This is a genomic window from Polymorphobacter sp. PAMC 29334 (assembly GCF_019431245.1).
In the GTDB taxonomy this organism is placed as follows: Bacteria; Pseudomonadota; Alphaproteobacteria; order Sphingomonadales; family Sphingomonadaceae; genus Polymorphobacter_B; species Polymorphobacter_B megasporae.
Genome location: NZ_CP080242.1, coordinates 317134 through 343364 on the forward strand (window position 1 = coordinate 317134; position 26231 = coordinate 343364).

General features: G+C 62.8%; 19 protein-coding genes. 8 read left to right on the plus strand and 11 right to left on the minus strand.

The features are described 5' to 3' along the window. Nucleotides 1-5: 5 nt before the first annotated feature. Entirely contained in the window at nt 6-1559 is a 1554-nt protein-coding gene (locus KZX46_RS01540) for a DUF389 domain-containing protein (RefSeq protein ID WP_226895888.1), read from the minus strand. 176 nt (nt 1560-1735) lie between these two features. Between KZX46_RS01540 and KZX46_RS01545 the strand changes: the two genes are divergently transcribed. Then, a complete protein-coding gene (locus tag KZX46_RS01545) occupies nt 1736-2527 on the plus strand; it encodes a DUF535 family protein (RefSeq protein ID WP_216710891.1) in 792 nt (263 codons plus the stop codon). Between the two features lie 272 nt (nt 2528-2799). Further along, the gene (locus KZX46_RS01550; protein WP_226895889.1) at nt 2800-3513 is read left to right on the plus strand and encodes a hypothetical protein; all 714 of its coding nucleotides are present in this window, start codon (nt 2800-2802) and stop codon (nt 3511-3513) included. A 262-nt stretch (nt 3514-3775) separates the two neighbouring features. Here KZX46_RS01550 and KZX46_RS01555 read toward each other — a convergent pair whose 3' ends face one another. The 5 genes from KZX46_RS01555 to KZX46_RS01575 all read right to left on the minus strand — a co-directional run bounded on the left by KZX46_RS01555 (nt 3776) and on the right by KZX46_RS01575 (nt 10360). After that, nucleotides 3776-4855 carry a dipeptidase gene (locus KZX46_RS01555; RefSeq protein ID WP_219774147.1) on the minus strand — a complete coding sequence of 360 codons (1080 nt, stop codon included), beginning with the start codon at nt 4853-4855 and terminating at the stop codon, nt 3776-3778. A gap of 412 nt (nt 4856-5267) precedes the next feature. Then, nucleotides 5268-6251 carry a transporter gene (locus tag KZX46_RS01560; RefSeq protein ID WP_226895890.1) on the minus strand — a complete coding sequence of 328 codons (984 nt, stop codon included), beginning with the start codon at nt 6249-6251 and terminating at the stop codon, nt 5268-5270. Between the two features lies 1 nt (nt 6252). Beyond that, complete coding sequence (locus KZX46_RS01565; protein ID WP_226895891.1) at nt 6253-6960, minus strand: MarC family protein; 708 nt, start codon at nt 6958-6960, stop codon at nt 6253-6255. Between the two features lie 10 nt (nt 6961-6970). After that, nucleotides 6971-8518, minus strand: coding sequence for a putative glutamine/gamma-aminobutyrate antiporter GadC (gene gadC, locus KZX46_RS01570; protein ID WP_216710889.1), 1548 nt, complete (start codon nt 8516-8518; stop codon nt 6971-6973). A gap of 66 nt (nt 8519-8584) precedes the next feature. Further along, on the minus strand, nt 8585-10360 hold the full coding sequence (locus KZX46_RS01575; protein ID WP_219774148.1) for a pyridoxal-dependent decarboxylase: 1776 nt from the start codon (nt 10358-10360) through the stop codon (nt 8585-8587). Nucleotides 10361-10977: 617 nt separating this feature from the next. Here KZX46_RS01575 and KZX46_RS01580 point away from each other — a divergent pair. Continuing rightward, nucleotides 10978-13065 carry a copper-translocating P-type ATPase gene (locus KZX46_RS01580; RefSeq protein WP_219774222.1) on the plus strand — a complete coding sequence of 696 codons (2088 nt, stop codon included), beginning with the start codon at nt 10978-10980 and terminating at the stop codon, nt 13063-13065. A 61-nt stretch (nt 13066-13126) separates the two neighbouring features. Beyond that, nucleotides 13127-13744, plus strand: coding sequence for a hypothetical protein (locus tag KZX46_RS01585; protein WP_219774149.1), 618 nt, complete (start codon nt 13127-13129; stop codon nt 13742-13744). Between the two features lie 3 nt (nt 13745-13747). On the opposite strand, the gene KZX46_RS01590 is transcribed toward KZX46_RS01585, so the two are convergent. From KZX46_RS01590 to KZX46_RS01600, 3 genes are read right to left on the minus strand one after another with little or no spacing between them, the layout of a single operon-like run. Then, the gene (locus tag KZX46_RS01590) at nt 13748-14854 is read right to left on the minus strand and encodes an alkene reductase (protein WP_216710886.1); all 1107 of its coding nucleotides are present in this window, start codon (nt 14852-14854) and stop codon (nt 13748-13750) included. Next, complete coding sequence (locus KZX46_RS01595) at nt 14851-15837, minus strand: NAD(P)/FAD-dependent oxidoreductase (RefSeq protein ID WP_219774150.1); 987 nt, start codon at nt 15835-15837, stop codon at nt 14851-14853. The genes KZX46_RS01590 and KZX46_RS01595 overlap by 4 nt, the downstream gene beginning before the upstream one ends. Continuing rightward, nucleotides 15837-17324, minus strand: a complete 1488-nt coding sequence (locus tag KZX46_RS01600) for an FAD-dependent oxidoreductase (protein WP_216710884.1) — start codon at nt 17322-17324, stop codon at nt 15837-15839. The genes KZX46_RS01595 and KZX46_RS01600 overlap by 1 nt, the downstream gene beginning before the upstream one ends. Nucleotides 17325-17646: 322 nt before the next feature. On the opposite strand from KZX46_RS01600, the gene KZX46_RS01605 reads away from it, so the two are divergent. The 3 genes from KZX46_RS01605 to KZX46_RS01615 all read left to right on the plus strand — a co-directional run bounded on the left by KZX46_RS01605 (nt 17647) and on the right by KZX46_RS01615 (nt 20612). Further along, nucleotides 17647-18297, plus strand: coding sequence for a BON domain-containing protein (locus tag KZX46_RS01605; protein WP_216710883.1), 651 nt, complete (start codon nt 17647-17649; stop codon nt 18295-18297). 52 nt (nt 18298-18349) lie between these two features. Continuing rightward, nucleotides 18350-19171, plus strand: a complete 822-nt coding sequence (locus KZX46_RS01610; protein ID WP_226895892.1) for a universal stress protein — start codon at nt 18350-18352, stop codon at nt 19169-19171. A gap of 487 nt (nt 19172-19658) precedes the next feature. Then, nucleotides 19659-20612: a L,D-transpeptidase gene (locus KZX46_RS01615; RefSeq protein WP_216710881.1), complete on the plus strand. Its 954-nt coding sequence runs from the start codon at nt 19659-19661 to the stop codon at nt 20610-20612. A gap of 16 nt (nt 20613-20628) precedes the next feature. Here KZX46_RS01615 and KZX46_RS01620 read toward each other — a convergent pair whose 3' ends face one another. Further along, nucleotides 20629-21126: a murein L,D-transpeptidase catalytic domain-containing protein gene (locus tag KZX46_RS01620; RefSeq protein WP_226895893.1), complete on the minus strand. Its 498-nt coding sequence runs from the start codon at nt 21124-21126 to the stop codon at nt 20629-20631. A gap of 173 nt (nt 21127-21299) precedes the next feature. Continuing rightward, nucleotides 21300-21659 carry a PRC-barrel domain-containing protein gene (locus KZX46_RS01625; protein ID WP_216710879.1) on the minus strand — a complete coding sequence of 120 codons (360 nt, stop codon included), beginning with the start codon at nt 21657-21659 and terminating at the stop codon, nt 21300-21302. Nucleotides 21660-21871: 212 nt separating this feature from the next. Between KZX46_RS01625 and KZX46_RS01630 the strand changes: the two genes are divergently transcribed. Further along, nucleotides 21872-26215 carry a CheR family methyltransferase gene (locus tag KZX46_RS01630; RefSeq protein WP_219774153.1) on the plus strand — a complete coding sequence of 1448 codons (4344 nt, stop codon included), beginning with the start codon at nt 21872-21874 and terminating at the stop codon, nt 26213-26215. Nucleotides 26216-26231: the final 16 nt, after the last annotated feature.

Below are 26231 nucleotides of genomic sequence, written 5' to 3' on the forward strand. Positions count from 1 at the left end.
ACCGATCACGGTTCGTCTGTTCCCGACGGAGCGACCCGCATGTTGATGATCTGTCCCTGCGGCGGAGCAGCTACCGCCGCGATGTTCTGAGCCTTGAGTAATGCCGCGATCGCGAGGGCCCTGCGTTCATCGAGCTTTGGTCGAACCGGCACGACCCCGCGCGCCGGTAGGCCGGGCACGATCAGCGCTGGCGCATTCCATCGCTGCGAGGCCCAGAGTGCGAGTGCGACCGCAGCACGTGCGCGATCATCGAGGGTATCGATGTTATTGGCAAATTGGACTGGTGGGAGGGCGGCGAACGGTGGGACGATGACGATGTCCCAGCCTTCGGCCGCCGCTGCCGCGCGCGCCTCGAGGGCGCGATATGTCGCGAGACCGGCCCCTGCAAGCGGTGTCGCGGTTGTGGTCGCCCGCTGATGGTCACGGTCCAAAGTAACACGCGCGGCTGTCGTCCCTGCAGCGAGACCGACCAGCCGCGCTATTTCGGATGCATCCCGCTCCGCAGCATTGTTGGCCTCGGCCTTCTCGACCTCGGCCCGTTGAGCGGCGAGGGCATCTGCACCGGGTTCGAGCAAGACGCGATCGAGCTGCAGGCTTATTGGCCGGCCGAGCTTGTCGACAAGCGCCGAGCGAAGATGCGCGTTGCTGATCTGTCGTGCGCGCGGTGCGATCACGACCGCACGGACGACGAGTGGATCACGGGCAAAATCGACGTCGAGCTGACTGACTCGAGCCTGCGCACCGAAGCGTTCGATCAGCAGTGTCCTAACCTGACTCACTGTCACAGCCTCGCTTGCGATCTGGCGGAGGGCGAAGGCGAGGGGAACCGAGAGTACGACGAACGCTGAGATAAGCAGCAGCGTCTGCATCATACTCTGACGAACCGACAGGGCATGGCCGAAGCCAAAGAAACGCGCCATCGCGGTCGCTGTCAGTGCAATTGTGACAAAGTTGGTTGCAAATAGCTCGATCGCGCCGGAGAAAACCGGCATATTTCGTGTCGCTAACCCGTAGCCCACGACCGCCAGCGGGGGCATCAACGCGGTCGCGATGGCGACACCGACGATCGTCTCGCCGCGACCGCGGATGATCGCGAATGTTCCGGCCAACGCAGCGAACAGCGCGACCAGCAGATCGAACAAATTCGGCCGGGTGCGCGCTAGAATCTCGGCGGTTGGCGCTTTCAGCGGCGAGGCCAGTACGACTAACGCCGTGAACAAGACGGCAAGTGCCGCGCCGCCCGCGAGCGCGAGCGATGACCGCCGCACCTCGGCGAAGTCGAAGGTTGCGAGGCCGAAGCCCAGCCCGAGGATGGGGTTCATCAATGGCGAGATCAACATCGCGCCGATGACGACCGCAGGCGATGACAGCAGCAGCCCCAGCACCGCGATGCCCGCCGACATGAGTGTCATGAAGATGAACCGCGCCGACCAACCGCTTTCTCCCTCGATCCGCGCGACCACTTCGGCATGATCGATCCCGGCGACGAGCGGCGCGCGCCAGATGTGGAAGAGCCCATTCTTCGGCATAGGCATAGCGGCGGCCGGTTGGTCGATCATATTCATCCTTAGTCGGCACAACTACGATGGCTCGGCAACCGAATTTTCTCGCCTAATGCTTTCGAGGGGAAAAAGATGGATCAGGTACATGCTCCGCAGCTGGTGGTTTAAACCTTATTCGCATTCAATCGTCGGCTTACAGGCTCGCCGGGCTGGCAACTCGGCTGATCGAGCTATTGGCCAATTTCGGCCGACATCGCGCGGTTCGGGATGCGGTAGGGCGGCCCGTCGTTGCGCCGATACGCGCTCGCCAGCCTCAGCTAGCTCGAAAGTATCTCAACCCGCTCCATCTCGCGATTGGTCTGAAGAGCGACGAACGGGCCGCAGTGATGATCCATCACTATGACTTCCTTGCGACGCGATTTCCTCCGGTCGCGCTCGGTACGATTTTTGCTCAGGGCATGTGCGTGTGCACACGTGAAACTGTCGTCGGCCAACACCGCGTCGACCTGATTTTTTCGCATCCCACCGACAACGAGGGTGAATTGACACTCAACTACACACTCGACGGTGTTCTCTTATCGATTTGCTCGTTTACCTTTGCGCCTGGCTCACTCGTCGCGGCTCAAGATGAAACGATCATCGCGGTGACGCTCATCGAGGGCGTTCGCGCCAATCTTGATAGCCTGAAGGGAGCGATGCGCACGCTTTGCGGCGTTTCACCTGCAATGATCTTCGGCGCCGTTCTGGCGGGAATCGCCGGCCGCTTCGGCATATCTACCCTAGCCGGCGTTGCGGCGAGCGCCCATCCTGCGCGCGATGCGACAAACGAGGCGGCGTTCGCTCAGGTCTACGACCTGTATTTCGAGAACATCGGCGGTGTCCAGGCAACGTCGATCTTTTACCGCATCGGGCTACCGCGGCTAGAAAAGCCGCTCGCTGAGGTTAAACGCAACCGCGCCAGGACAAGGGCGCAACGCGAAATCCGCGCCGGCATCGCGGTTTCTGCCGGCGCGGCTTGTACGTAGGCGTCGACGCGAGACCGCATTTTCTGTTTCGTAACTCTTCAAATAGTGCTGGAGACCGGCATCAGCTCAGGCTCAATCGCACCAACCTGAACCCCCCTTCTCAGAACGATGCTGTGAGATTCCATAAGGAAATCATGACCTTGGTTGGCCCGGTTACAATACCTTTGTAATTTGTGGTGTGTAGAGCTCACTTGCTGAAGGTCCGCTTTTCGCAAGCTGACGTCTTGAAGCGGCCAGTCCGGCAACGGGCCCAATCCGAAATGCTGGGGCGCTTGAACGAACGCCTGTTCCTGAAAAGTGGGCATGAGCCTCTGAGCGGCCGGAACTGGTTCCTCGGCGACCCCAACCATTTGTCCCAGCCACGATTTCATCGATCTTCGCGGCGCGTTCCTTGCATCCAACTTGCCGCCGGCGGCGTTATGACCGCGTTCATAAAAGGATTTGCGATGCGGTTCACGACAGCCCTGCTCCTGTGTCTTGCCATTCCTGTGGTCGCGATGGCTCAGACCCCGGCGCCAGCGAGCGCCGCGGCCCAGGTCAAGGCCGGCGCGAAGGTGTTCGACACGAGCGGCGGCGAAGTCGGCACGATCGACGCGGTCAACGGCGACGTCGCCGTCGTCACGACGGGGACCAATAAGGTCTCGATCCCGACGGCGTCGTTCGGCGCCGGGGCAGCCGGGCCGGTTCTGGCCATGACCAAGGTGCAGCTAGACGCCGCGGCCAGCGCAGCCGCCGCCAAGTCGGCCGAGGCGGCGAAAGCCGCGTTGAAGCCCGGTACTGAAGTGCACGGCTCGGCGGGCACCGTCATCGGCACGGTCAAAGCGCTTGATGGCGAGTTCGCCATGGTCACGACGCCCAAGGGTGACGTCCGCCTTCCCACCACACTTTTCGGCATGGCCGCGAGTGGCCTCACGATCGGCATGTCGTCCGCCGAATTCGACAAGGCAGTCAGCGCGGCGACCGCCGGGGGGGCCCCGGCGCAGTAATCAGGCGAGTTTGGCGAGGGCGGCGTTGACCAGCGACCCGGCCCGCCATGCTTTAGCGGCCCGTGTCTGAGCTGCTGCCAGTTCCGTGGACACCGAGATTAGGTTATTTTGGAACCGGAGGGTGCGCTAACGTCCGCAACCGGGGCGCAAGCCGCCGTCGAATCCCCGATTAGTTGAACGTCAGCTATGCCCTATTGACGCCGGGAAGCGGACAGACCGCTTACGGCCCCATTCGAGGCAAGAAGTGCGCGTGGACCAATCGTCAGGCTGCTGTCCAGCTCCGTTCGAACGCTGCCACCCAGTTGCTCCCCAAGACTTTTTCGATCACGCGAGCCGATAGACCTTTAGCTGCCAGCGCGTCTGCGATCACCTCCGCGCGACGCGACGTGTTCATCCCGATTACGAAGGGTGGACGTTCCTCGCCAGGGGCGCCGATACCGCGCGCCTTGCGATCGGCGACGACTTGCAGATAGCCGCGCATATTTTCAGGTGATGTGTCGAAGCCCGCGAACATCGCATCGCTACCGATCCCGACGTGATCCTCGCCGCACACATTCAGCGCGTGAAGCAGGTGGGCGATATAGTCGGTAACCGTTGGCTGACGGTCAAATGGTGCCAGGAAGGGCAGGTCATAGATGCCAACGACGCCACCTTTTTCGGCGACGCCGCGCAAAAGTTCGTCGGGCTTGTTGCGTGGATGAGGATTAACCGCCGCGCAGCCAGCATGCGAGATAATCGGAGAGGCCCGCGAAGCCGCGAGAACATCCATCGTCGTCTTGGAATCAGAATGGCTCAGGTCGATCGTGACGCCCAGCTTGTTCATCCGATCGACCGCGCTGCGACCGAGCTCGGTCAGCCCGGTGCTAACGATCGCCGGTGTCAGCGCGCCAGAGGCGAATGGTGACGCCTGATTGTAGCTTAGCTGCATGACCCGCACGCCAAGCGCGCGGAAATGGTCGATGCTCGCGACCTTGTCGTCGAGCTGCCCGACCTTCTCGAAGGAGAAGATGATCCCGAGCTTGCCCAACTCCTTGCAGCGACGGATGTCCGCCACTTCCTGAATCTGTGCCAGGATCGCGCTATTGCTGGCGATCGCCGACCTGAAGTCGCGGATCATCTCGGTAGCGCTGTCGAATGTGTCCGACCCGTCAACATCCGCCTTCAAAGCAGTAAGTCCCGAACTCTGGATGGCGATTACGGCTTCGGCCGATAGCGCGCCGCCCCCTTCGATCGGCGGCACGAGATTGCCGTCGATCACGAGCGCCCTCTTATAGAGGTCCGCGGTGCCGGCTCCCGGACGGGAGAGAGCGGGTTCGGCTAACCCAGCGATGCCGATGGCCACGAAAGTTCGGCGGTCAATCATATTCTGTCGGGCTCCACTCAAGGCATGCATGGGCTTCCCCAGGATTGCGAGCAAACGATCCTTGCTGAACTGTGAGCCGGTAGCCCCTGGCGGATAACAACGATCGAGCGCGCGTTTGACGGCAGTCAAGTGGAAACCGAAGTGACCGCTTTGGAGCGGTGGGTTTGAGGAAGGCGCCCGTTCGTTGGGCAACTCTAGGACGGTAGTTATGCGCCCCAACCCGAACTCACTGAAGTTGTCGTAACTCATCAACAGCCTTCGTTGCATACAGGTCTCGAAGCGAGTCGCTCCGCTGAAAGAGGGTTATTATTGCGGTTACTTACCTCGCATTCGGCGGGGTCTCACTTCGACGCCTATCTCCACGTCTGCGCTGCAAAGAACTTGCCCGTCGTCAGAACGAGAAAGCAAACGCAACTTGGGGTGCGACGTAGGACGCGCTGTTTCGGCCTGCCAGGGTGAAATCAACGCCGACGATCAGGCCGACATTGGCCGACCAGTTGTATTCTACTGCGGGTGCGATGCTCGTTGTGTAGCGGCGCATCCGAGAGGTGGAGACGAATCCGCCTCCGCCATCGGTGCCGAGCAAGCGAGCGCCGTCGGCATAGTCTTCAACAACATCGGCTGCAAACACCCATCGTTGATTAAGCGCCCAACCGCCCGCAAAGCCTACCTGCGTCGTAATCCCAGGCTTGACGCGGCCGAAGAATCCCGGGCCGGTACCATAGGCAGTCTGGCCGCGGAGACCGACGTCGGCGAGCGGTTCGTTCACCGACCCAAACAGGCGCAACCGGACCGGATGGTTCCCCCAGGTGGAAAAGAGCGACTGTACAACCAGGCCCTGTTTCAGCGTGAAAGCACCGCTGCCGATCCCGTCGATCGGATCGCGCAGGTTCTGGTAGTCGCCGATTGGAGCGGTGATCCCCACACTGAAAGTGACCGAGGGCGCGCCGGTGCGGTTGTTCTCATCGAGAATTCGATATTCAAGCTCAATGGGAAGATCGGCGACACCTGATCCATGGCTAAGGGCCTGATCGGTCCAGCCGCGCAGGAACGTGGGTAGTGCCTCGATCGTCAGTCGGTTTGTAATCCCGTATTTCATGACGACCACCGATTCGACGAGGCTGCTGTCGTGCGCGACCGCCGAGTGATGACCGGCGCCATTATAAGCTCCGGTATGCGTCTCAAGAATGAAATAGGGTTCGAGCGCAAATGCCCCAGCCTTTGATAGCGCCGGGGACGAGGCTTCGAGCGAGCCGGTGAACCACTGCTTGTCCACATTATCCAAGGGCTTTGGCGCGGCGTCGGGCACAGTCTGCGCCGCCGCTGTGCCGGCGATTGTGAGGGCGAGGAGCGCGAACGCTGTGGTCGATTGCATCTTAATGCGCCGTTCCGGCGAGGCCAGGAAAGAGCACGAGGAGCCCACTTGCCATGCCGCCGACCGCGATCGCGACGACAATGAGGCCGAACACTTTTTCGGTGACGAGCAACGCCTGCGCTCCGATGAGGCAGGTGATCGGCGTCGCAAGGAAATCAAGCGCGAGGATGATTGCCGCGTTGGCGAGGATGGCGATGGCAGCCGCGAAATACACCGGGCGGGGCCCCGAGCCCCACGCGATGATGATCGAGAGAACGCCCGGCCCGGCATAGATGGGAAAGCCGAGCGGCATGATGCCGACCGAAAATGGCGATGGTGCCGGCTTGCCATGATTGGCGCCGGCGGCGGGTACCTTGGTGTTCGACGCGGCGTGGAGATGATGGGTATCGGGCGTCGTGGCGTGCGCGGCGACGATGGGGGTTGGCGCGTTAAGCATCTGCCAGCCGATGACGGCGATAACTGCCATGCCCGCGACGCGGAGCGCCGGCACGCTGATGCCGAATACCTCGAGCGCGGCCTGACCTGCGAACAGCGCGAGGAATCCGAAGACCAGGTACGTGCCGGTCGCAACGAGGGCGGTCATTCGACGTTGCCCACCGGTCTGCCCATCGGTCGCGCCGATGAAGATCGGCAGGACGGCAATTGGTGCGGTGATCGCGAACAGTCCGACGATCATCGTCAGGAACATGCCGTGGTTGATGCCGCTCACTTTGCCACTCCTATTCAGCCGGGACGGGGGCCGCGGCAATGGCCGGTGGGCGAGCAGCAAGTGGGTTCGTTTCGAACGGCTCGAAGTCAGAATCGGCGGCCTTCCAACCAGGCTTGTGGAAGAGGAAGATCACAAACGGAACCGCGGCGAAGGCAGCCGTTCCGACGACGAGAATTGCGACATAGGTAACCGGATTGCCGCTGCTGATCTGGGAGGGCGGTATGAAACTGAAGAAAGTTGCGATGAGTGCGCCCGCAAGCCCGACGAGCCCAACAGCCCACATACCCATAATGCCGCCGGGAATTTTGAAGGGCCTCGGCTTGTCCGGCTGGCTATAGCGCAGGTGGATCGCGGCGATGTACATGATGAGATACATGAGCAGGTAGATGATCGTCGCCATCTGGCTCAGGAGTTGATAGGCTGACTGGACGGATGGCAGGATCGTGAATGCCGCGCAAAGCGCAGTGACCAGCGCGCCCTGCACGAACAGGATCGTCGTTGGCACCCCGTTCTTGTTTGTCTTCTGGAGGGCGTGGGGAAGATAGCCCGCCTTCCCGACCGCGAGGATACCGATTGAAGGGCCGGCAACGATCACGCTCACTTGGCCAAGCACGCCGAAGGCTAGCATCGCTGCCATCACGTTGCCGAGCCAGGGCAGGCCGAACGCCGCCCATAGCTCGCGGTATGCGATAAGCAGGCTCTGGTTGAGCTCGATGGCCTTGGTCTTCACGACGGTTTCGACCGCGACGGTGCCGGCGACGAAGAGGACGAGCACGACGACGGTCGCGATCAGGACTGACAGCGGATAATCCCGCGAAGGGTTCTTCAATTCTTTTACATGGACGGCCTGCATCTCCATGCCGGCGAAGAAGAGGAAGACGCTGGCGGCAAGCACCATATTCTGGAAGTGACTGAAATCCGGGATCAGACTGCCGTGAAGATCGACCGCCACCGGGTGACCGGTAGCGATGTAAGCGATGCCGAGGAGAATGAGGATCGCGCCCGGGATGATCGTGCCGAACAGACCGCCCAGAGAACTGAGTTGCGAGGATGCCTTGACGCCGCGGAAGGTGAACAGGGTCACGCCCCAGTAAACCGCGAGCAGGACGATTATAGTATAGACCTTATTGCCGGCGAGTGCTTTGTCGAAGCTCTGGGGCCACCAGATATAGGCGAGCGCGGCAGCGGCAAAGATAAGAACTGTCGGAAACCAAATGACGATAGCCTGCCATTGGTAATAAATGGCAGCAAAGCCCCATTTGGGGCCGAACGCTTCTCCCACCCACCGGAATACGCCACCCTGATTGGGGAAAGTTGATGCCAGTTCCGCAGCGACCAGCGAGACCGGGATAAGAAACATGACGGCCGCGAAGATATAGTAGAAAATCGAGGTCAGCCCGTATTCTGCCATCGAAGGCAAGCCGCGAAGGCTGATGATTGTCGCGATGTTCATCACCGCGAACGTCATCATGCCGATTCTGGCAACGGCGACTTGCTTTTTGGGCGCGGCGCCGCTGCCGCTGACGGGCAGCGCGGCCGCTGCCTTCACGGTGGCCATAGTCGCTTTTCCTTTTCGCACGGGTGGCTGTGGCGCGCGAATAATCGCGCGCCACAGCCGGGCGCTTTAGGCGGCGAGCACCGCGTCACGCGCGGCACGCACGCAATGGATCGCCCATTGCATGATCTCCGGCGTCACGAAGACGTTCATCGGAAAGGCCTTCAGCGCGTAGATGACAGCCTCAGGGTCGGCTCCTTCGCGATTATACTCAGCTTTGCGGAAGCCGGTGCTGAAGCTCATGTATGGCGTATATTTGCCGTCGATCTGCTTGCCCTCGCGATACCAGGCGTAGAGCTGGTCACCGATCGCTCGGGTTAGCGCATTATGTTTGATGAGATCGGTCCGCGAACTTTCCTGCGTCAGCTCGCGATGAAATTGCGCCTTGGCGTCGATGTCTTCCGGGTAAGCGCGGAAGAGCGTGATGAGACCCGTGTCGTCGGAGTTGACGCAGACCATATCGCTCTGTGTATTGACGAGGTCGGCCAAGTAATATTTCGTCTCGAGAATACCGCCGAGAATCGACTGCATTCCTTCCATGCCGAAATACTTGAGTGTCGCCCAACCCGCCAGCGAGCCCGATGCGGTGCGCGACACCTCTAGCGTATAATACATCGGGTTGTAAGGCGTCCGCACTTGGAGATAGGCATCCCCGCCCCAGCGGTGAAGCGATTCAAATTCTTCGGCGTCCTTGTAAAGGAAGCAGCTGCTGACATACGGGGCCCAGCCGACCTTGTGAAAATCGATGCCGACCGCGTCGGCATACATGATTTCCTTCAGCTGCTCGCCGTTACGCTTCAGGACCGGCAGGATCCGATCCGAGAAGCCGAGCGGATTTTTGGCAAAATCATAGTTGGCGAAATACACCCACGACCAGCCGACAACCGCGTCCGCATAAAGAACCGCCTTCCCGTAGCCCTCCGGATTTGGATACCGATCCATAAGTTCGCGCACTTCGCGGATGGGATCGATAGCGCTCGCGTCGGTCGTGCCCATGGTGCACACGATCGTTGCGACGGGGATCTTGCGGGCGGTAAAATCTTTCAGGATCTCTTCGAGGTGGGCCGTGTCCATCTGGTTGGTGGCTACATCGGTTCGCACGTGAACGATGTTGTCGGTGCCGAGGCCTAGCCAATCGGACGCGTTCAGCTGAACGAAGTGCGCCTGCTGCGAGCAGATGACCTTGGCATCCGTCCGCACGCCGGCGGTGCGCGAATGCGGCATCGAGCGTGTGATCCCGTATTTCAGACCATAGGTCCAGCATCCGCCGCCGCCCCAGGTGTAGATGGCGCCCGTCTTGACCGGATCCCAGCCGAACAGGTTACCGATCATCCCGGCGGTTTCGAGTTCCGCCTTGTGGACGTTCTGAGCGTATTCGCCTTCCAGAATGTTGGCCGAGAATACTTGCGACAGCATCGAGGCGATGAGCGCGGCTGTGTTCGACTGAGGAATGACGTTGCACATTGTGAGCGGATTGCCCCAATTTGCCATTCCCTCGAACAGGCCGACCACGTCGTCCAAAACGGCATCAAGGTCGCCCATCTTCTGGCCGATCCGAACATTTTTGACCTCAGGGTAGGTGTAGGTCAGGGCCGCGTTCTCGCCGAGATAGGCTGGTCCGCCTTTCTCAGGCCGCAGTTGATCGAGCTTTCCAACAAATTTTTCGATCTGTCTCGCCAACGGATCCGAAGTGCCGCGAAACGGCGAGGGGAACTCGCTCGCCATCTTGGCGTGATACTCCGCCCATTTGGGCGGCTGAAACGCGCCGCCAATTTCGACGCGTGGCGCATCGTCGTCTGTTGAAGACGCGTGTCGGATCGCTGCTGCCTGTGCTGGGTTGTCCATGGTGGCCTCGCTTGGGAGTGTGACTTACACCGCCCAATGAACCGGCTGCCTGATCTCAGGGAGGTTCGGAATTTACCTATGGGCATGGGGCAAAAAATGTGGGTAGTTTCCGTGGAATGACACGTCGAATTTCAGAGCGCTTGTTGGCGGCTTCGAAGCCGGCCTAATTTACGGCAGGCTCGTGCGCGGGTAGATCGACTTTGATCCGTCAGTGTAATTCGATCTGAATGGCTCCGAAGTAAGCGATGCGACTAATGGCAAGCGAATGCTCCTGTGAGTTTTGCGATCCGACCTGGCGCTGACCGGGCCAAATACGGTTGTGGCCAAGGAATCTGCGGCCCATGCCGTGCTGATCAACGGTGAGGCGAATATGTCATGAAGGATTCGTTCAGCGACGTGGCCCGTGGGCCTGATATCGCGTTGGGACGCGCGGTATATGCCGCTGGCGAACGCGGAACGACGACCTTTTTACGACCTTCCAAAGTGCGGATCGTCATTTCGAGGATGCCGGCGACTGCGTCCACCGATGACGTCTAAGCGCATCGCCGCAGCGCTCGGGGCAAGGACCTAGCGTGGCGGCACGGCGCGACGCCGTCGCCGCGATCTGGACGTGCCCGATGCACCCGCAGATCAGGCAGGACGGCCCCGGCGCTTGCCCGATCTGCGGGATGGCACTCGAGCCCAAGGAAGCGACGCTCGACGATAAGCCCAACCCCGAGCTGATCGACTTCACGCGGCGGCTGTGGGTCGCCGGCGCCCTGTCGATGCCGTTGTTGGTCGTATCGATGGGCGCCGAGATGTTCGGCTGGCACTTGTTCGCCGCGCCGACCTCGGCATGGGTCCAGCTCGCGCTGACCGCGCCGATCGTGCTGTGGGCGGGCGCGCCGTTCTTCGTCCGGGGCTGGACCTCGCTCGTCACCCGCCGCCTCAACATGTTCACGCTGATCGCGATCGGCGTTGGCGCGGCGTTCGCCTTCAGTCTCGCCGCGACATTGGTCCCCGGCATCTTTCCGACGGGCTTCCGCATGAAGGGTGGCGTGCCCGTCTACTACGAGGCCGCCGGCGTCGTCGTGACGTTGGTGCTGCTCGGTCAGGTCCTCGAACTCCGCGCCCGCGCCGCGACCGGCACTGCGATCCGCGCGCTGCTCAACCTCGCGCCCAAGACCGCGCATCGGGTCGCGGCCGATGGCAGCGAGAGCGTCGTCGCGCTCGCCGAAGTTCGCGCCGGCGACCGGCTTCGGATTAAGCCCGGCGAGGCGATCCCGGTCGACGGCATCGTCCTAGACGGCCTTTCGGCGGTCGACGAGTCGATGCTGACCGGCGAACCCGCGCCGGTCGAGAAAATGGCCGGCGCGACTGTCACCGGCGGCACTGTCAACGGCACCGGCAGCCTGCTGATGGAGGCCCGCGCCGTCGGTGGCGACACGATGCTCGCGCGGATCGTCCGAATGGTCGCCGCCGCCCAGCGCAGCCGCGCGCCGATCCAGGCGGTCGCCGATCGAGTGTCGGGCTGGTTCGTCCCCGGCGTCGTACTCGTCGCGGTCGTCACCTTCATCGTCTGGAGTTTGGTTGGTCCCGAACCGCGGCTCGGCCATGCCCTGCTTAACGCCATCGCCGTGCTGATCGTCGCGTGTCCGTGCGCGCTCGGCCTCGCGACGCCGATGTCGATCATGGTCGCCGCCGGGCGCGGCGCGCAAGCGGGCGTGCTGATCAAGAACGCCGAAGCGCTCCAGGGCTTCGACGCGGTCGACACGCTGCTGGTCGACAAGACCGGCACGCTGACCGAGGGCAAGCCGCGTCTCGTCGCCGCCGTCCCGACGGACGGGTTCACCGAAGACAGCGTGATCGCAGCCGCCGCCGCGATCGAGGCGCAGTCCGAGCATCCGCTCGCGCAGGCGATCGTCGTCGCCGCGCGTGAGCGCAAGCTGGCGCTCGGCGCGGTAACGGACTTCGCGTCGCAGACCGGGCTCGGTATCAGCGGCGCGGTCGATGGCCGGGTCACCGTCGTCGGCAACGGCGCGCAGATGCGCCGCGTCGGCGTCGATCCGTGCTGCATGGAAGCCGCAGCCGACGCGCAGCGCAAGACCGGGGCGGGGACGCTGTTCGTCGCGGTCGACGGCAAGCTCGCCGGGTTTTTGGCGGTCGCAGATCCGATCCGCGCCGATGTCAGGCAGGCGATCGCCGCGCTCCGCGCCGATGGACTGCGGGTGATAATGCTTACCGGCGACGACGCGACGACCGCGAACGCGGTGGCCGCGGCAGTCGGCGGGCTCGACGACGTCCGCGCCGGACTCAAGCCCGAGGACAAGGCGCGGATCGTCGGCGAGCTCAAGGCCGGCGGCGCCAAGGTCGCGATGGCCGGCGACGGCATCAACGACGCCCCCGCGCTCGCCGCCGCCGACGTCGGGCTGGCGATGGGCACGGGCACCGACGTCGCGATCGAGAGCGCCGGCATGACGCTGACCAAAGGCGACATCTCGGCGATCGTCCGCGCGCGCAAGCTGTCGCAAGCGACGATGCGCAACATCCGCCAGAACCTGTTCTTCTCGTTCGTGTTCAACGGTATCGGCGTGCCGGTCGCGGCCGGCGTGCTCTATCCCGTCGCCGGCATCCTGTTGTCGCCGATGTTCGCCGGCGCGGCGATGGCGCTGTCGTCGCTGACGGTGGTCCTCAACGCGCTCCGGCTCAACCGGGTGAAGCTCTGATCACCGGCTGGCGATCTTTGACTGTGCCGGACACGGCCTGCCGCGACAAGGATGCCCGCCGATGACACAGCGCATGCACGAGCTGGCCGCTGAGATCGTCCGCCTGCAGGTCGAGCTCGACCGCGAAATCCATAAACGGCGCGACCAGCTCGGGTTTCGCCTCCATGCCGGGCTCGTCGAGTTCGCGAGCGATGTGACTGTCGAACATCGTCGCCTGAGGGTTGGCGTCGCCCAATTCATGGCGCAGGCCCAGCTCGGAACGGTGCTGAGCGCACCGCTGATCTATTCGCTGATCGTCCCATTCATCGTCATCGATGCGTGGGTGAGCCTGTATCAAGCGATTTGTTTCCGCGTATACGCAATCCAGCAGGTACGACGCGCCGACTTCATCTCGCTCGACCGCCGCCATCTCACCTACCTTAACAGCATCGAGGCGTTGAACTGCATGTTCTGCGGCTATGGCAACGGCGTGATCGCCGACGTCCGCGAGGTGGCGGGTCGCACCGAGCAGTATTGGTGCCCGATCAAGCACGCTATGCGGGTCGCCGACCCGCACCTGCGCTATTATGAGTTCCTCGAATACGGCGACGCGGCGGGCTACCGCAGCCGTCTCGACGCGTTCCGGGAACGCCTTCGGGCGGCGGCACCGGCTGATGGCGCGGCACCGCCAGCATCGTGATGGTCAGCTTTGCTCGCCGAGCGTCGGATAATCGGTGTAGCCGTGCGCGCCGCCTCCGTAGAGGGTTTCGCGGCTCATCAGCGAATTGAGCGGGGCGTCCTCGCGGAGCCGGCGGACGAGGTCGGGATTGGCGATGAACAGCCGGCCGAACGACACGAGGTCGGCGCGGCGGCTGGTCATCTCGTTGATCGCCATCTCGCGATCATAGCCGTTGTTGACCATCCACGCACCGTGGAAGCGGTCGCGGAGTGCAGAATAATCGAACGGGATATTGTCGCGCGCGCCGCCGGTTGCCCCCTCGACGACATGTACATAGGCGAGGCCGAAGGCATCGAGCGCTTCGACGACGTGCTCGAATAGCGGCTGCGGGTTGCTGTCCTTCGAATCACCGGCCGGCGACACCGGCGACAGCCGTACGCCGAGCCGTCCCGCGCTGATTTCGGCGGCGACGGCCGTGGTGACTTCGATCAAAAGCCTCGCGCGGTTGGCGACCGAGCCGCCGTAAGCATCGGTGCGATGGTTGGTGCCGTCGCGCAGGAACGCGTCGAGCAGGTAGCCATGAGCGCCGTGCAGCTCGACGCCGTCGAACCCGGCATCGATGGCGCAACGCGCGGCGTGACGGAAATCGGCGACGATCCCGGGGAGTTCGTCGAGCCGCAGCGCGCGCGGCGTCGAGACGTCGACAAAACCTTCGGCGGCGACATAGGTCTTGGCGTCGGCGCGAATGTTCGACGGGCCGACCGGTGGCTCGCCGTTCTGGAAGACGCTATGCGAGATCCGGCCGCAGTGCCACAGCTGGATGACGATGACCCCGCCCTTGGCATGGACCGCGTCGGTGACGACCTTCCACCCCGCGACCTGCTCGTCGGTGTAGCAGCCCGGCGTGTCGGAATAACCTTGCGCCTGCGCCGACACCTGCGTCGCCTCGGCGATAATCAGGCCTGCAGTGGCGCGCTGGGAATAATATTCGGCGGCGAACTTGCTGGGCACCAGCCCCGGGCCGGCGCGGTTGCGGGTCAGTGGGGCCATGACGATGCGGTTGGCGAGCCGAAGCTCGCCAACGGCGACGGGCTCGAACAGCGACTGAGCGGCGACGTCGATATCGGTCATGACAACTCCATGGCGGGCCGCGCCTGCATCGTTCCGGGCGGCGCTCCGTTGCCTGGTGGCATATGAGAGATCGTCGTTACAACGTCCTTTGAGGCGAGAATGGCAACGGCCCGAGGGAGGCTGTTATGGATCGCCGTGGCTGCGATCGCCGCCTCACCAGCGGCGACGCTAATCTGGTTGAGGCCTCGGACGAGGTCGCCGGCAGCATATAATCCGGGAACCGAGGTTTGCTGATGCTCGTCAGTATAGAGACGCCCGGCGGCATCGACCCGCGCGCCGACAGCGGCTGCGAGCGCACCCTGCGGCGTTGTCCCGAACGCCGAATAGACGACGTCGAAGCGATGCTGCCTGCCGTCCTCGGCGGTGAGCACGGTAACGCCATCCTGATCGATCCCGACCGAGCCGATAATGACGTGGCTGACGTGGATATCCACTGCCTGTAAGGCCGCCCGCGTCAAAGATAATAAGCTCGCGGTCTCCGCCGCGGTCAAGAGCAGCGTGATCCGCGCCGAATAAGTGCGCAGGAACAATACGGCGATCGACTTGTCGATTGCCTCATAGCCGTCGCAGATCGGGCAGGTCCGGATCAGGCCGCGCTTCACCGCATCGGCGAGGTGCGCCAGCGGCGGCTTGTTCTCGACGACGCCGCTGGCGAGCAGCACCGAGCGCGGCGTCCGCGACGTGCCGGCGTATCTAACCGTGAACAGCCCGTCGGCATCGAGGGTCAATGTGTCGATCGTCCCGTGCTCGATGCTGGCACCGTAGCAGTGTGCCTGAGTGCGCATCAGGTCGAGCAGTACGGGGCCGCCGACGCCGGCAGGAAATCCCGGTACATTGCGGCTGCGCGTGATCCACTCAGCGCGGCTCCAGCCCTTGTCGACGACGGTCACGCGTCGACGGAAGCGGCCAAGATAGGTCGCCGCCGTCAGACCGGCCGGGCCGCCACCGATAATCAGGCAGTCGAGTGGGACGGTGTCGAGCATCACGCAGCCGCCAACTCTTTGGCCGGACTCACCTCGCGGGCTTCGGCTGCCGCATTCCGGCCGGCGATCCGGCCGAAGGCGAAGCACTCGCCGATGTTGCCGCCACCTTGGTAGAGGAACGAATAGATCGAACCGAGCTCCCCCGCCGAATAGAGCCGTCCGATCGGCTCGCCGTCGACGCCGATCACCTGCGCGTGCTCGTTGCGGCGCGGACCGCCCTGTGTGTTCACGAAGGCCGGGGTCAGTTCCATGGCATAATAAGGCGGGACGGCGAGCGGGGCCATCTCATTCGCGGCTCGGTCCCAGTCGGCGTCGCTGCCGGCGGTCGCGAACCCGTCGAACCGGGCAACGCTGGCTTCCAGAGCTGCTGCGGGAATGTCGATCAGTGCGGCCAGTTCGCCGAACGTATCGGCCCGCTTGATCCAGCCCTTTGCAACCTCGCGGAGATTGTCGTCGCTCCAGTTATAAAGATTGCCGTGGCTGACATCCCAGTCGGCCGCAGCCTTGCCGATGTGGCCCGATTTGCGAAAGGCGTTATCGAAGATCATGTAGATGGGGACCGGCAGGACCTGCTGACCCCACTCGCCGTGCCGCTTGACCTTGCCGTGCAGGTCGCCAGTGAGGCAGGGATCACCTTCCATCGTGAAGCGCGATCCATCGCCGGCGACGAAGAGGTAACTCTTGCCGTGCGGCAGGTTGAGCCACTGCGCGACGGCGATCTCGGGGGCCTTGAACGACAGCAGCGGGCCTGAGATGTTATTCATGTGCCAGAGCTGGGCCCCGACCTCGAGGCCCATCCGGATGCCGTCGCCGGTGTTATTGGGTGTGCCGTTTGGAAAGATGCGGGGCAGGCCGTCGACGTAGTTCCGGACCATCGCCGGATTATTCTCGAAGCCGCCGCACGTGAGGATAACGGCGCGGGTTGCCTTGATGGCGACGCGCTTGCCGCCCTGTTCGGTTATGACGCCGACGATGTCGTCGCCCGCTTTCACCAGATTAACTGCGGGGGATTCGTAAAGTACGTCGATGTCGCGCGCGGCGACAGCGGCCTCGACGACACGCCACAGGCGTTCGCCGCCCATCGGGCCGGGACCGTTCATCAGCACGCGAACGCATTCCGACCCTGCCATCTCGGGAAACTCGATAGACGGCAAGTCGAACGGCGTCATGCCGAGATCTTCGAGCCAGGCGCGGTTCGCATGCATCTCGGTCGCCCATACGTCGACCATCGTGTTGGAAATGTCATCCATGTAGGGCCCGGCCAGCGCACGGAAATACGCCTTGCCGAGGGCAATATCGTTCGGCCAGAAGACGAGATTGGCGGAAACCCGGCTGTTGCCGCCCTTGTCAGTTTCGGGAGCTTTTTCGAGCAGCAGGACTTTCGCCCCCGCCTCGCAGGCAGTGATCGCGGCAGTAGCCCCGGCGAAGCCGTAGCCGACGACGATGACGTCATACTCGCTCGACCAGATCGGCAAGGTTTCGCGCATGATGGATCTCCAGCGGGTGCGGCGCGCCGCACTACTGCGAAACGCCGGACTCATAATCGCAACCTAGCGGCGCCCGGCCCACAACCAGGAGCATCGGAAACTACTTACTTTGTCTCGGTCTCGTCCGCGGCTCCCGCTGGCGCAGCAATCCTCGGGGTCAGGTTCGGACTAACCGAGAGAAGTATGCCGGCTCCTCACTCGCTCGAACACGCCTAGGTAATTTCCGACGCTGCCGCGCACCCATCCCACCGCATAAATCCAGAACAACGATCGGCGCTGCCGCCCGCGCTCGGACGCATCGAATGATCGACTGGAGGACGCTATGCTGACCGACAAGCAATTGCAGAACAATGTGCTGGCCGAACTCGACTGGGCACCCGACGTTGCTGCCGCGCACCTTGGAGTCAGCGCGCGCGACGGGATCGTTACGCTGAGCGGACAGGTCGGCAGCTACGCCGAAAAGCACGCCGCGGAAACCGCCGTGCGCCACGTCCACGGCGTCAAGGGCGTCGCCGAGGCAATCGAAGTGCTGTTACCCTTCGACCGCCAGCGGACCGACGCGGAGATTGCGGCTGCCGTCATCGACCGCCTCGCCTGGGACGTGTCGGTCCCGCACGATGCGCTGACTGTGGTCGTCGAACACGGCCAGGTGACGATCGGTGGTGACGTCGAGTGGCATTACGAGCGCGACGCCGCCGAGCAGGATATCCGACGCCTGATGGGCGTGACCGGCGTCGTCAATCGGATCGAAGTCAGGCCAACCACGACTGCCGAGCAAATCGGCGACGACATCACCCACGCGTTGCACCGCTCGTACTTCTTCGATCCCAAGACGATCGCGGTGACCGCGGTCGACGGCCGCGTCGAGCTGACTGGTTCCGTCAAGTCGTGGAACGACTGGGAGACCGCTGCCGCGACCGCCTGGGGAGCGCCGGGCGTCCGCGCGGTCGACAACCGTATCACGATCATCTGAGCTCGCAGGCGAACCACCGATCGGACCGGATATGAGTTATGGGACGCTTCTCGTGCATCTCCAGATCGGTTGCCTGAATTCGGGGCTGCTGAATATCGCTCGCGACTTGGCGCCACGGTACGACTCAAGGGTAATCGGCATCGCCGCTGGCCGGCCCTTGGACTTCGGTGCGACCGACGGATTTGCGGGCGGCATGGTCTATATTTCGGGCGAAGCCATCCAGCAGGATCGCGACGAGCTCGATCGCGAGATCGCGGCCGCCGAAGCAGAATTTCACGCCGCTCTGAGCGGACGGGTCAGTGCCATCGAATGGCGTTCCTCGGTGACCTACGAGGCGCTCAGCGATTGCCTCGTTCGACAGGCCCGGAGCGCCGACCTGATCGTGAGCAACATGTCGTCGCGCGGTATCGACCCGTCGCGTCGGGTCGATACGGGCGACTTCGTGATGCGCGCCGGACGTCCGGTACTGATTGTGCCCCGGACGTTGACATCGCTCGACCTCGACCATGTTCTTGTCGCCTGGAAGGACACGCGCGAGGCTCGGCGCGCGGTGGCGGACGCACTGCCCCTGCTGAAACAGGCGGCCCGCGTTACCGTTCACGAAATTGCTGCCGAGGTCGATCTTGCTTCGGCCCGCACGCACGTCGATGATGTCAGCGCATGGCTTGCCCGGCATGGGATCGTTGCGGAAACGAGTGTCTCGACGTGTCGCCACGGCGATGCTGCTCACCTAGATGCGATCGCTATTGAGCTGAGCGCAGGCGTCATCGTCGCGGGGGTCTACGGCCACAACCGGATGCGCGAATGGGTATTTGGCGGCGTGACCCGCGACCTGCTGCTGGTCGAGAACCGCTGCGCCCTGGTCTCACACTGACCAAGTGAAAGGCGCCGAGTAGCGCAATTCAGAAGACTGACGCGCTGGACGGCGAGCTCTCGGCAAGACCGGAGAGATCAACGCTCGGAGGTATTTAAACTACGACGGCCGTGTCCCGAATAAAATGACGTGGGCTGTGAGTAGTATCCGAACCACGACAGCCTGGGCCAGGCGACCTAATGTTTAGGAGAGCGAAGGGGATTAGTGCCATGTTTCGAGACGATACTGACGAGATCTATCTTCGCGGTCGTGTCCGCGAATCCCGCGAAATGGCAAAGAATGCGACAGACCCGCGCGCCGCGCTGGCACACGAACAGATGCACCGTGGCTACGTCGCCCGCCTCGCCGCATTGGAACGTCGTTCCGGACCGGTCTGAGTGACGGGTTTCCAGGTAGAACCGGATCGCGTTGATCCGGCAGTTTCTGCGTCAACAGGATCGGCGCACAGCCGTCGGTACCCACGTACGCCGACACTACGGAGTGACCGATGACCGCATATATCAGATGCGCCGTGGCGCTCACGCTGGGCTTGGCGGTCGCCGCCGCGGCCCCTTCGCCGCCGCCCGCGACGAACATGGCCGAGCCGCTTAAGGCGGGACAGTTTTCATGGGCGCCGCAACTCGCACCGGAGGGGCCGGTGACGATCATTGTCAGCCTCAAGGCGCAACGTGCGTATACCTACAGAAACGGCGTACCGATTGCGGTCTCGACGGTATCGACCGGCAAGCCCGGCCATGCCACGCCGACGGGGGTGTTCACGATCCTGCAGAAGGATCTCGCTCATAAATCGAACCTCTACCACGACGCGCCGATGCCGTTCATGCAACGCTTGACCTGGCAGGGCATCGCCTTACACGGCGGGCATCTGCCGGGCTTTCCGGCGTCGCACGGCTGCATCCGCCTGCCACCGAAATTCGCCGAACTGCTATTCGGGATCACGAAACTAGGGCTGACGGTGGTCATCACCGACGATTCCGATGCGCCCCAGGCTGTCTCGCTGCCGATCGTGCTCGCGGGTCCCAAAGGCGTCGAGCGGTCCCCGGCTCGCTATAGCTGGGAACCCGAAAAATCACCGTCGGGTCCGGTGTCGATCGTGATCAGTGGCCGCGACCGGCGGATCGTCGTGCTGCGAAACGGCATCCAGATCGGTACGAGCACAGTCGCGATCGATGGGCCGGTCGAAACGACGATGGCGTTCATGCTCGGGTCGGTCGTCGGTCAAGACTATAACTGGCTGCGGCTGCCGATCCCCGGCACGGGCATCGCGAGCGGTACGGACATGACCGCAGCAGAGCGCGCCCGCGTGCATCTCCCGGAGGGGTTTCGCACCGCGCTCGACAGCGTGCTGCAAGCGGGCACAACGCTGCTGGTGACGCGCGACACGCTGCGAGCATCGGGGCTGGGTACGCGCCTGACTGTCATCTCAACAGATGAAGAGTGATGATCGACCGGTCGAGTCAGGTCGACTTGTCGGCAAAAAGCAGGCGACCGGGCCCCAGCCGTTCGAGAACCTGCTCCAGATCCGTAGGGGCGACAGCGAAGCATCCCTCACTTCGACCGAGCTTGCCGGTCGCGCGAGCAATCTCAGGCGACACATACCAGGCGGCATGGACCACGATGGCGCGGGCGGCGGCATTGCTGTTATTTGCATCGAGACCGTCGAGACGCATCGAGCGCCCGTGCGTGCCGACATAATAGCCGCCCGTTACGTAGGCCCCGCCCGACGACGCATAAGAACCAGGTTCGTTCGACAGGCGACTAACCCAGCCGGTGTGCAGCGGATCAGAGCCTCGCCCGTGCGCGACGAGGAAATGCTCAGACCGTCCGTTCGCCAGATCGACGATCGACAGGCGCGGGACGTTCGATGCGCTCGAGAAGTCGACAATTCCGATCCGGTCGCGATATGTCAGGTGTTGCGCATGCCGATCAACGGCGTCGCGGGCCTTGTCGAGCAAGCTTGCGGCGTCCGGTATTCCGGCATCTGTTGTTACCGGCAGAGCCGCGACAAACGCAATCGCCGCGCTACCAAAGCCGAGCAGCCGACGCCGAGATAATTTTCTCATGGTCCAGATATAGGCCTCCGCGCGTCATCAGCAACGTGCGGCTGGTGTTACGGCGGTCGTTCGCGTCAGTATTCATATGTGAAACGCGGTAACTTTCCCAGTGCGGCTCGTGTCGCGCCATGCAGAACCAAGCCCTTGGGCGATCTGTCGAGCGCGGTCGCTGGCAGCACCACGAGGCGAGGTGCAACTCTGGGAAAGATACCGACCGCCAACACGACATACGGCACCTTGCCAGATAATGTAACGATGAGGTCGTCGACCCGACCGACGGTCTCGCCAGCGTCGTCGATGACCTCACTACCGACCACACGCGTGATGCGATACCCTTGTGCAAGCGTTTTAGGATCGACGACGACAAGAGGGGGCTTTTGCGGGAAAGCTGCGCTAGCAACCTCGACGGCAATTAAGACACCAGCGGCTGTCACTAAAATCGAGCGCTTTTGCTATCCCGGAGGGGACTTCCCGACGCGCTTTTCGCCCGTCTCATGCGACCTCGCCAGTATCGGAAAATACGCAGCCGAACTCAAGACGCGGCAATTTAAAGCGATGATTGTTTGACAGTGTACCGTGGATAGCGGTTAGCTATACGTCCGCCCGTCGACGAGACGCCCTGCGGATATTGAAAGCGATCATTTCAATGAGCCGTTCGCAGAGTGCCGCGGCCGATACTGCAGCCAGCTCCCTAGCCAGCCTGCTGATCGTCGCGGTCGGTGCATCGGCGGGCGGGCTCGACGCGTGCACGCGGCTGGTCGAGGCGGTCCCCGACGGCACCGGAATGGCTTTCGTCGTCGTCCAGCACCTCGAACCCACCCATAAGAGTATGATGGTTGACCTGCTCGGGTCGCATACCGCAATGACGGTCGTCGAGGCGGTCGATGGGATGCGGGTCGAGCGGGACCATATCTATCTCATTCCGCCAGGAACCTACCTCGCGGTAATCCGCGGTCGACTGAAGTTATCGCCACCGACGGTCCGGCACGGCGCGCGGATGCCGTTCGACTTTCTTCTCAACGCTCTCGCCGCCGACCCCAGTTCACGCTGCGCTGCTATCATTCTGTCAGGCACAGGTAGCGACGGGAGCCTGGGATTGCAGGCGATCAGGGCCTCGGGCGGCCTCATCATTGCCCAGGACCCCGGGGAGGCTGCCTATGACGGCATGCCTCAAAGCGCTATCGATACTGGCGACGTCGATCGGGTGCTCAGGGTCGCCGATATGCCAGCAGCGCTGGCGCAGTTTCAGGCGGCTATGCCGAATACCCGCAGCGCGGAACCGGCAGACAATCTCGCGGCGATCATCTCGCTGTTGCGCAGCGGCACCGCTCACGATTTCACCCAATACAAGCCGGGCACGATTGCGCGTCGTATCGATCGGCGGATGGCGATGCTGGGAATGCCATCCGGCGACAGGTCTGCGTATCTCGACGTTCTGAGCAGGGAAGCGGGCGAACTTGACCAGCTCGGCAAGGACTTGCTGATCAACGTTACCTCCTTCTTCCGAGATGCCAAGGTATTCGAGACGCTCGCCAAGACCGTCGTACCGGCGCTCGTCCGCGACCAGCGCCCCGGCCAGCCATTACGCATCTGGATTGCCGGCTGTAGTAGTGGCGAAGAGGCCTACTCGATTGCGATCCTGTTCCATGAGGAGATCGCGCGCTCGAAGCGCAGTCTCAAGCTGCAGATCTTCGCATCCGACCTCGACGAGGATGCCGTCGCCACCGCGCGCGATGGCCGCTATCCGGCGGCAATCTCGTCTACCGTATCGTCTGCGCGCCTAGCCCGATTTTTCGTCAAGGGCGACGATGATTGCTACACTGTCACACCCGCTTTGCGCAGCGATGTCGTGTTCACCGTGCAGAATGTTTTGGCCGATCCGCCATTCTCCCGGCTCGACATGATTTCATGTCGCAACCTGCTGATCTATCTCGACCCCGAGGCCCAGCAAAAAGTCGTCGCGCTGTTCGCTTTCGCGCTTCGTGACAATGGCGTCCTTGTCCTCGGCAACGCCGAGACGACCGGCAGCACGGAAACGTTGTTCACCGTAACGTCGAAGAGCGACCGGATTTACGAACGCCTGCAGCGCGCCGGTCCGAGGAACGAGCCGACCGGCGCGCGGGCTGCGCCATTACCTATAATCGCCGATCGCTCGGCACTGACGCGATCGCGGCACAATATACTTGCCGACCTCTGTCGGCGACTCGTCCTCGAGGCGCACGCTCCCGCGGCTGTGCTCGTCAACCGGCGGTTTGAATGCCTCTATTCGCTCGGTCCGACCGAGCGTTACCTGCGCGTTCCTCCGGGACATCCAACACAAGACATTCTCGCCATGGCCCCCCATGGGCTGCGGGCCCGCCTGCGCGCCGCGATCGATCAGGTCGGACGAGATGTGCAGCGCCACGTCGTCACCGGCTGCCGGACGACGTACGACGGCCATCCGCTGCATTATAGCCTCGACCTTCGTTCGGTGATGTGCGGTGGTGAGGAGCTTATCCTGATCGCGTTCATTGACGTGTCCGCCGAACGCGCCTTCGACATGCCCGACAAGCCGCCACGGTTGATCGGCGCCGACCAGCTCGACAGCGAACTCGCGACGGTCCGCAGCGAACTCGAGGCGATGACGCGCAGCTTCGAAATCGCGGAGGAGGAGCGAAAAGCGACGAGCGAAGAAGCATCATCGGTCAACGAGGAGTTTCAATCGACTAACGAGGAGCTTCTGACATCGAAGGAGGAGCTCCAGTCGCTGAACGAGGAACTGACCGCACTCAACGCTCAGCTCCAAGAAACGCTCGATCGACAGCGTACGACGGCAGACGACCTCCAGAACATCTTATACAGCACCGACGTCGCGACCCTGTTTCTCGACCATGACCTCAACATCCGTTTTTTCACGCCCGCCACCAAGGCATTGTTCAATGTCATCCCTGGTGATGTCGGCAGGCCGTTGGCCGATCTGCGCTCGCTTGCCGCCGACCCGCACTTGCCCGCGGATGCACGCGCAGTGCTCAAAACCGGCGAGGCGGTCGACCGCGAAGTCGCCGACTCGACCCGGTTGTGGTGCCGAACGATCCAGCCCTACCGCGTGCAGGGCGGTGGCGTCGAAGGTGTCGTAATCACCTTCGCCGACATCACCGATCGCATCCATGTCGCTGAAGCGCTCGAAGCCGCCAAGCATCAGGCGGAGCTCGCCAACCGCGCCAAGTCGAGCTTTCTCGCCGCGGCAAGCCACGACCTGCGTCAGCCGCTGCAGACACTGAAACTGCTCGAAGGTCTTCTCGAAAAATCTGTCGAGGGCGAAAAGCCGAAGGATCTCGTTGAGCGCTTCGGTCAGACCCTCGCGACGATGGCGCAGATGCTCGACCGGCTGCTCGATATTAATCAGATCGAGGCGGGTACCGTCACCGCCAGATTCGAGCGTTTCCCAGTCATGCGCGTGCTCGACACACTGCGCGACGAGTTCGGCCTTCATGCGCAGGCGAAGGATCTCGAGTTGCGGGTTGTGCCGTGTAGCCTCGAAATCGACAGCGACCCGCGCCTGCTTGAACAGATGCTGCGCAATCTCCTCAACAATGCGCTCAAGTACACCAGCAGCGGCAAAATCCTGATTGGTTGCCGGCGCCACGCAGACCGTCTGAGCATCCAGATCTGCGATACCGGCATAGGGATTGCAGCCGACGATCTTGACACGATCTTCGAGGAATATCGTCAACTGGCGAGCGGCTTCTACAGCCGCGATCACGGCTTGGGCCTCGGCCTGTCGATTGTCCAGCGCCTCGGCAGACTGCTCGGCCATTCGGTCAAAGTGGCTTCGCAAATCGGCAGCGGTTCGACATTCTCGATCGATATTGCATGCACCTCACTAGAGGTTATCCGGCCCGCAGAACCAATCGAGCCAAGCGCGCCGCGCGGCGGGGAAACCACCATCGGAACGATCTTCGTGATCGAAGACGATGATAGTGTCCGCGAGACCAACGAGCTTGTCCTGCAGGACGCCGGCTACGCCACCGTCGCGGCCGCCGACGGTGCAGAGATCCTTCGACTTGCGCTGAAATCAGTGGTGCCCAGCCTCATCTTGACCGATTTCAATCTGCCGAACGACATGGACGGGCTTGCCGTCGCCGCGGCACTGCGTAAGCGCTTTGCTCGATCGATCCCGACGATCGTCTTGACCGGCGATATCTCGACGGCGTCATTGCGTGCAATTGCCGAGCAGGACTGCGTCCACCTGAGCAAGCCGGTCAAGCTGAAGGAGCTGCTCGCCGCCATCGCCAGCGCCTTGACGCCCGCGGCGGCGGCCATTGCACGGCCGGCGTTCGACCTGACCAACGCCCCGGTCATTTTCGTCGTCGACGACGACGATCAGATCCGCACCCTCCTGCGCGTCATGCTCGAAGACGAGGGTCTGGCGGTCGAGGACTTTGCCAGCGCCGAGGATTTCATCGCTGCCTACCGCCCAGGTCGCGAGGACTGCCTGCTGGTCGATGCCTATCTGCCCGGGATGAACGGGCTCGACCTGTTGCGAACATTGGGAAATGCCGGGCATCGCATCCCGTCGATCATGATCACCGGAAGCGGAGATGTGACGATGGCGGTGCAGGCGATGAAAGCCGGTGCACTCGACTTCATCGAGAAACCGGTCGGCACGGCCGAACTGCTTGTTGGAGTCGCGCGCGCGCTGGAACAGTCACGCGATGCCGGCAAATTGTTTGCATGGCGGAGGTCGGCGGCCGATCACGTCGGCTTGCTGACCTCCCGCCAGCATCAGATCATGGATCTGGTGCTGGCGGGTCATCCCAGCAAGAACATCGCTGCCGACCTCGAGATCAGCCAGCGCACGGTGGAAAACCATCGTGCCGCGATCATGAAGAAGACGGGGTCGAAGTCGGTGCCCGAACTCGCCCGGCTGGCGCTCTCCGCGGCGTCGGTCGGTTCTGGCGGCGTACTCATCGCGAGTTCCATGAAGGTGCCGGCGGTGCCGGCTGAGTAGATTCCGAATCGCGCGG

Coding starts and splice junctions, on each gene's coding strand:
- KZX46_RS01575 (WP_219774148.1), bottom strand. CDS start 10,360: ATGGACAACCCAGCACAGGCAGCAGCGATCCGACACGCGTCTTCAACA.
- KZX46_RS01590 (WP_216710886.1), bottom strand. CDS start 14,854: ATGACCGATATCGACGTCGCCGCTCAGTCGCTGTTCGAGCCCGTCGCC.
- KZX46_RS01580 (WP_219774222.1), top strand. CDS start 10,978: ATGCACCCGCAGATCAGGCAGGACGGCCCCGGCGCTTGCCCGATCTGC.
- gadC (WP_216710889.1), bottom strand. CDS start 8,518: ATGGCCACCGTGAAGGCAGCGGCCGCGCTGCCCGTCAGCGGCAGCGGC.
- KZX46_RS01540 (WP_226895888.1), bottom strand. CDS start 1,559: ATGATCGACCAACCGGCCGCCGCTATGCCTATGCCGAAGAATGGGCTC.
- KZX46_RS01600 (WP_216710884.1), bottom strand. CDS start 17,324: ATGCGCGAAACCTTGCCGATCTGGTCGAGCGAGTATGACGTCATCGTC.
- KZX46_RS01630 (WP_219774153.1), top strand. CDS start 21,872: ATGAGCCGTTCGCAGAGTGCCGCGGCCGATACTGCAGCCAGCTCCCTA.
- KZX46_RS01560 (WP_226895890.1), bottom strand. CDS start 6,251: ATGCAATCGACCACAGCGTTCGCGCTCCTCGCCCTCACAATCGCCGGC.
- KZX46_RS01615 (WP_216710881.1), top strand. CDS start 19,659: ATGACCGCATATATCAGATGCGCCGTGGCGCTCACGCTGGGCTTGGCG.
- KZX46_RS01585 (WP_219774149.1), top strand. CDS start 13,127: ATGACACAGCGCATGCACGAGCTGGCCGCTGAGATCGTCCGCCTGCAG.
- KZX46_RS01595 (WP_219774150.1), bottom strand. CDS start 15,837: ATGCTCGACACCGTCCCACTCGACTGCCTGATTATCGGTGGCGGCCCG.
- KZX46_RS01605 (WP_216710883.1), top strand. CDS start 17,647: ATGCTGACCGACAAGCAATTGCAGAACAATGTGCTGGCCGAACTCGAC.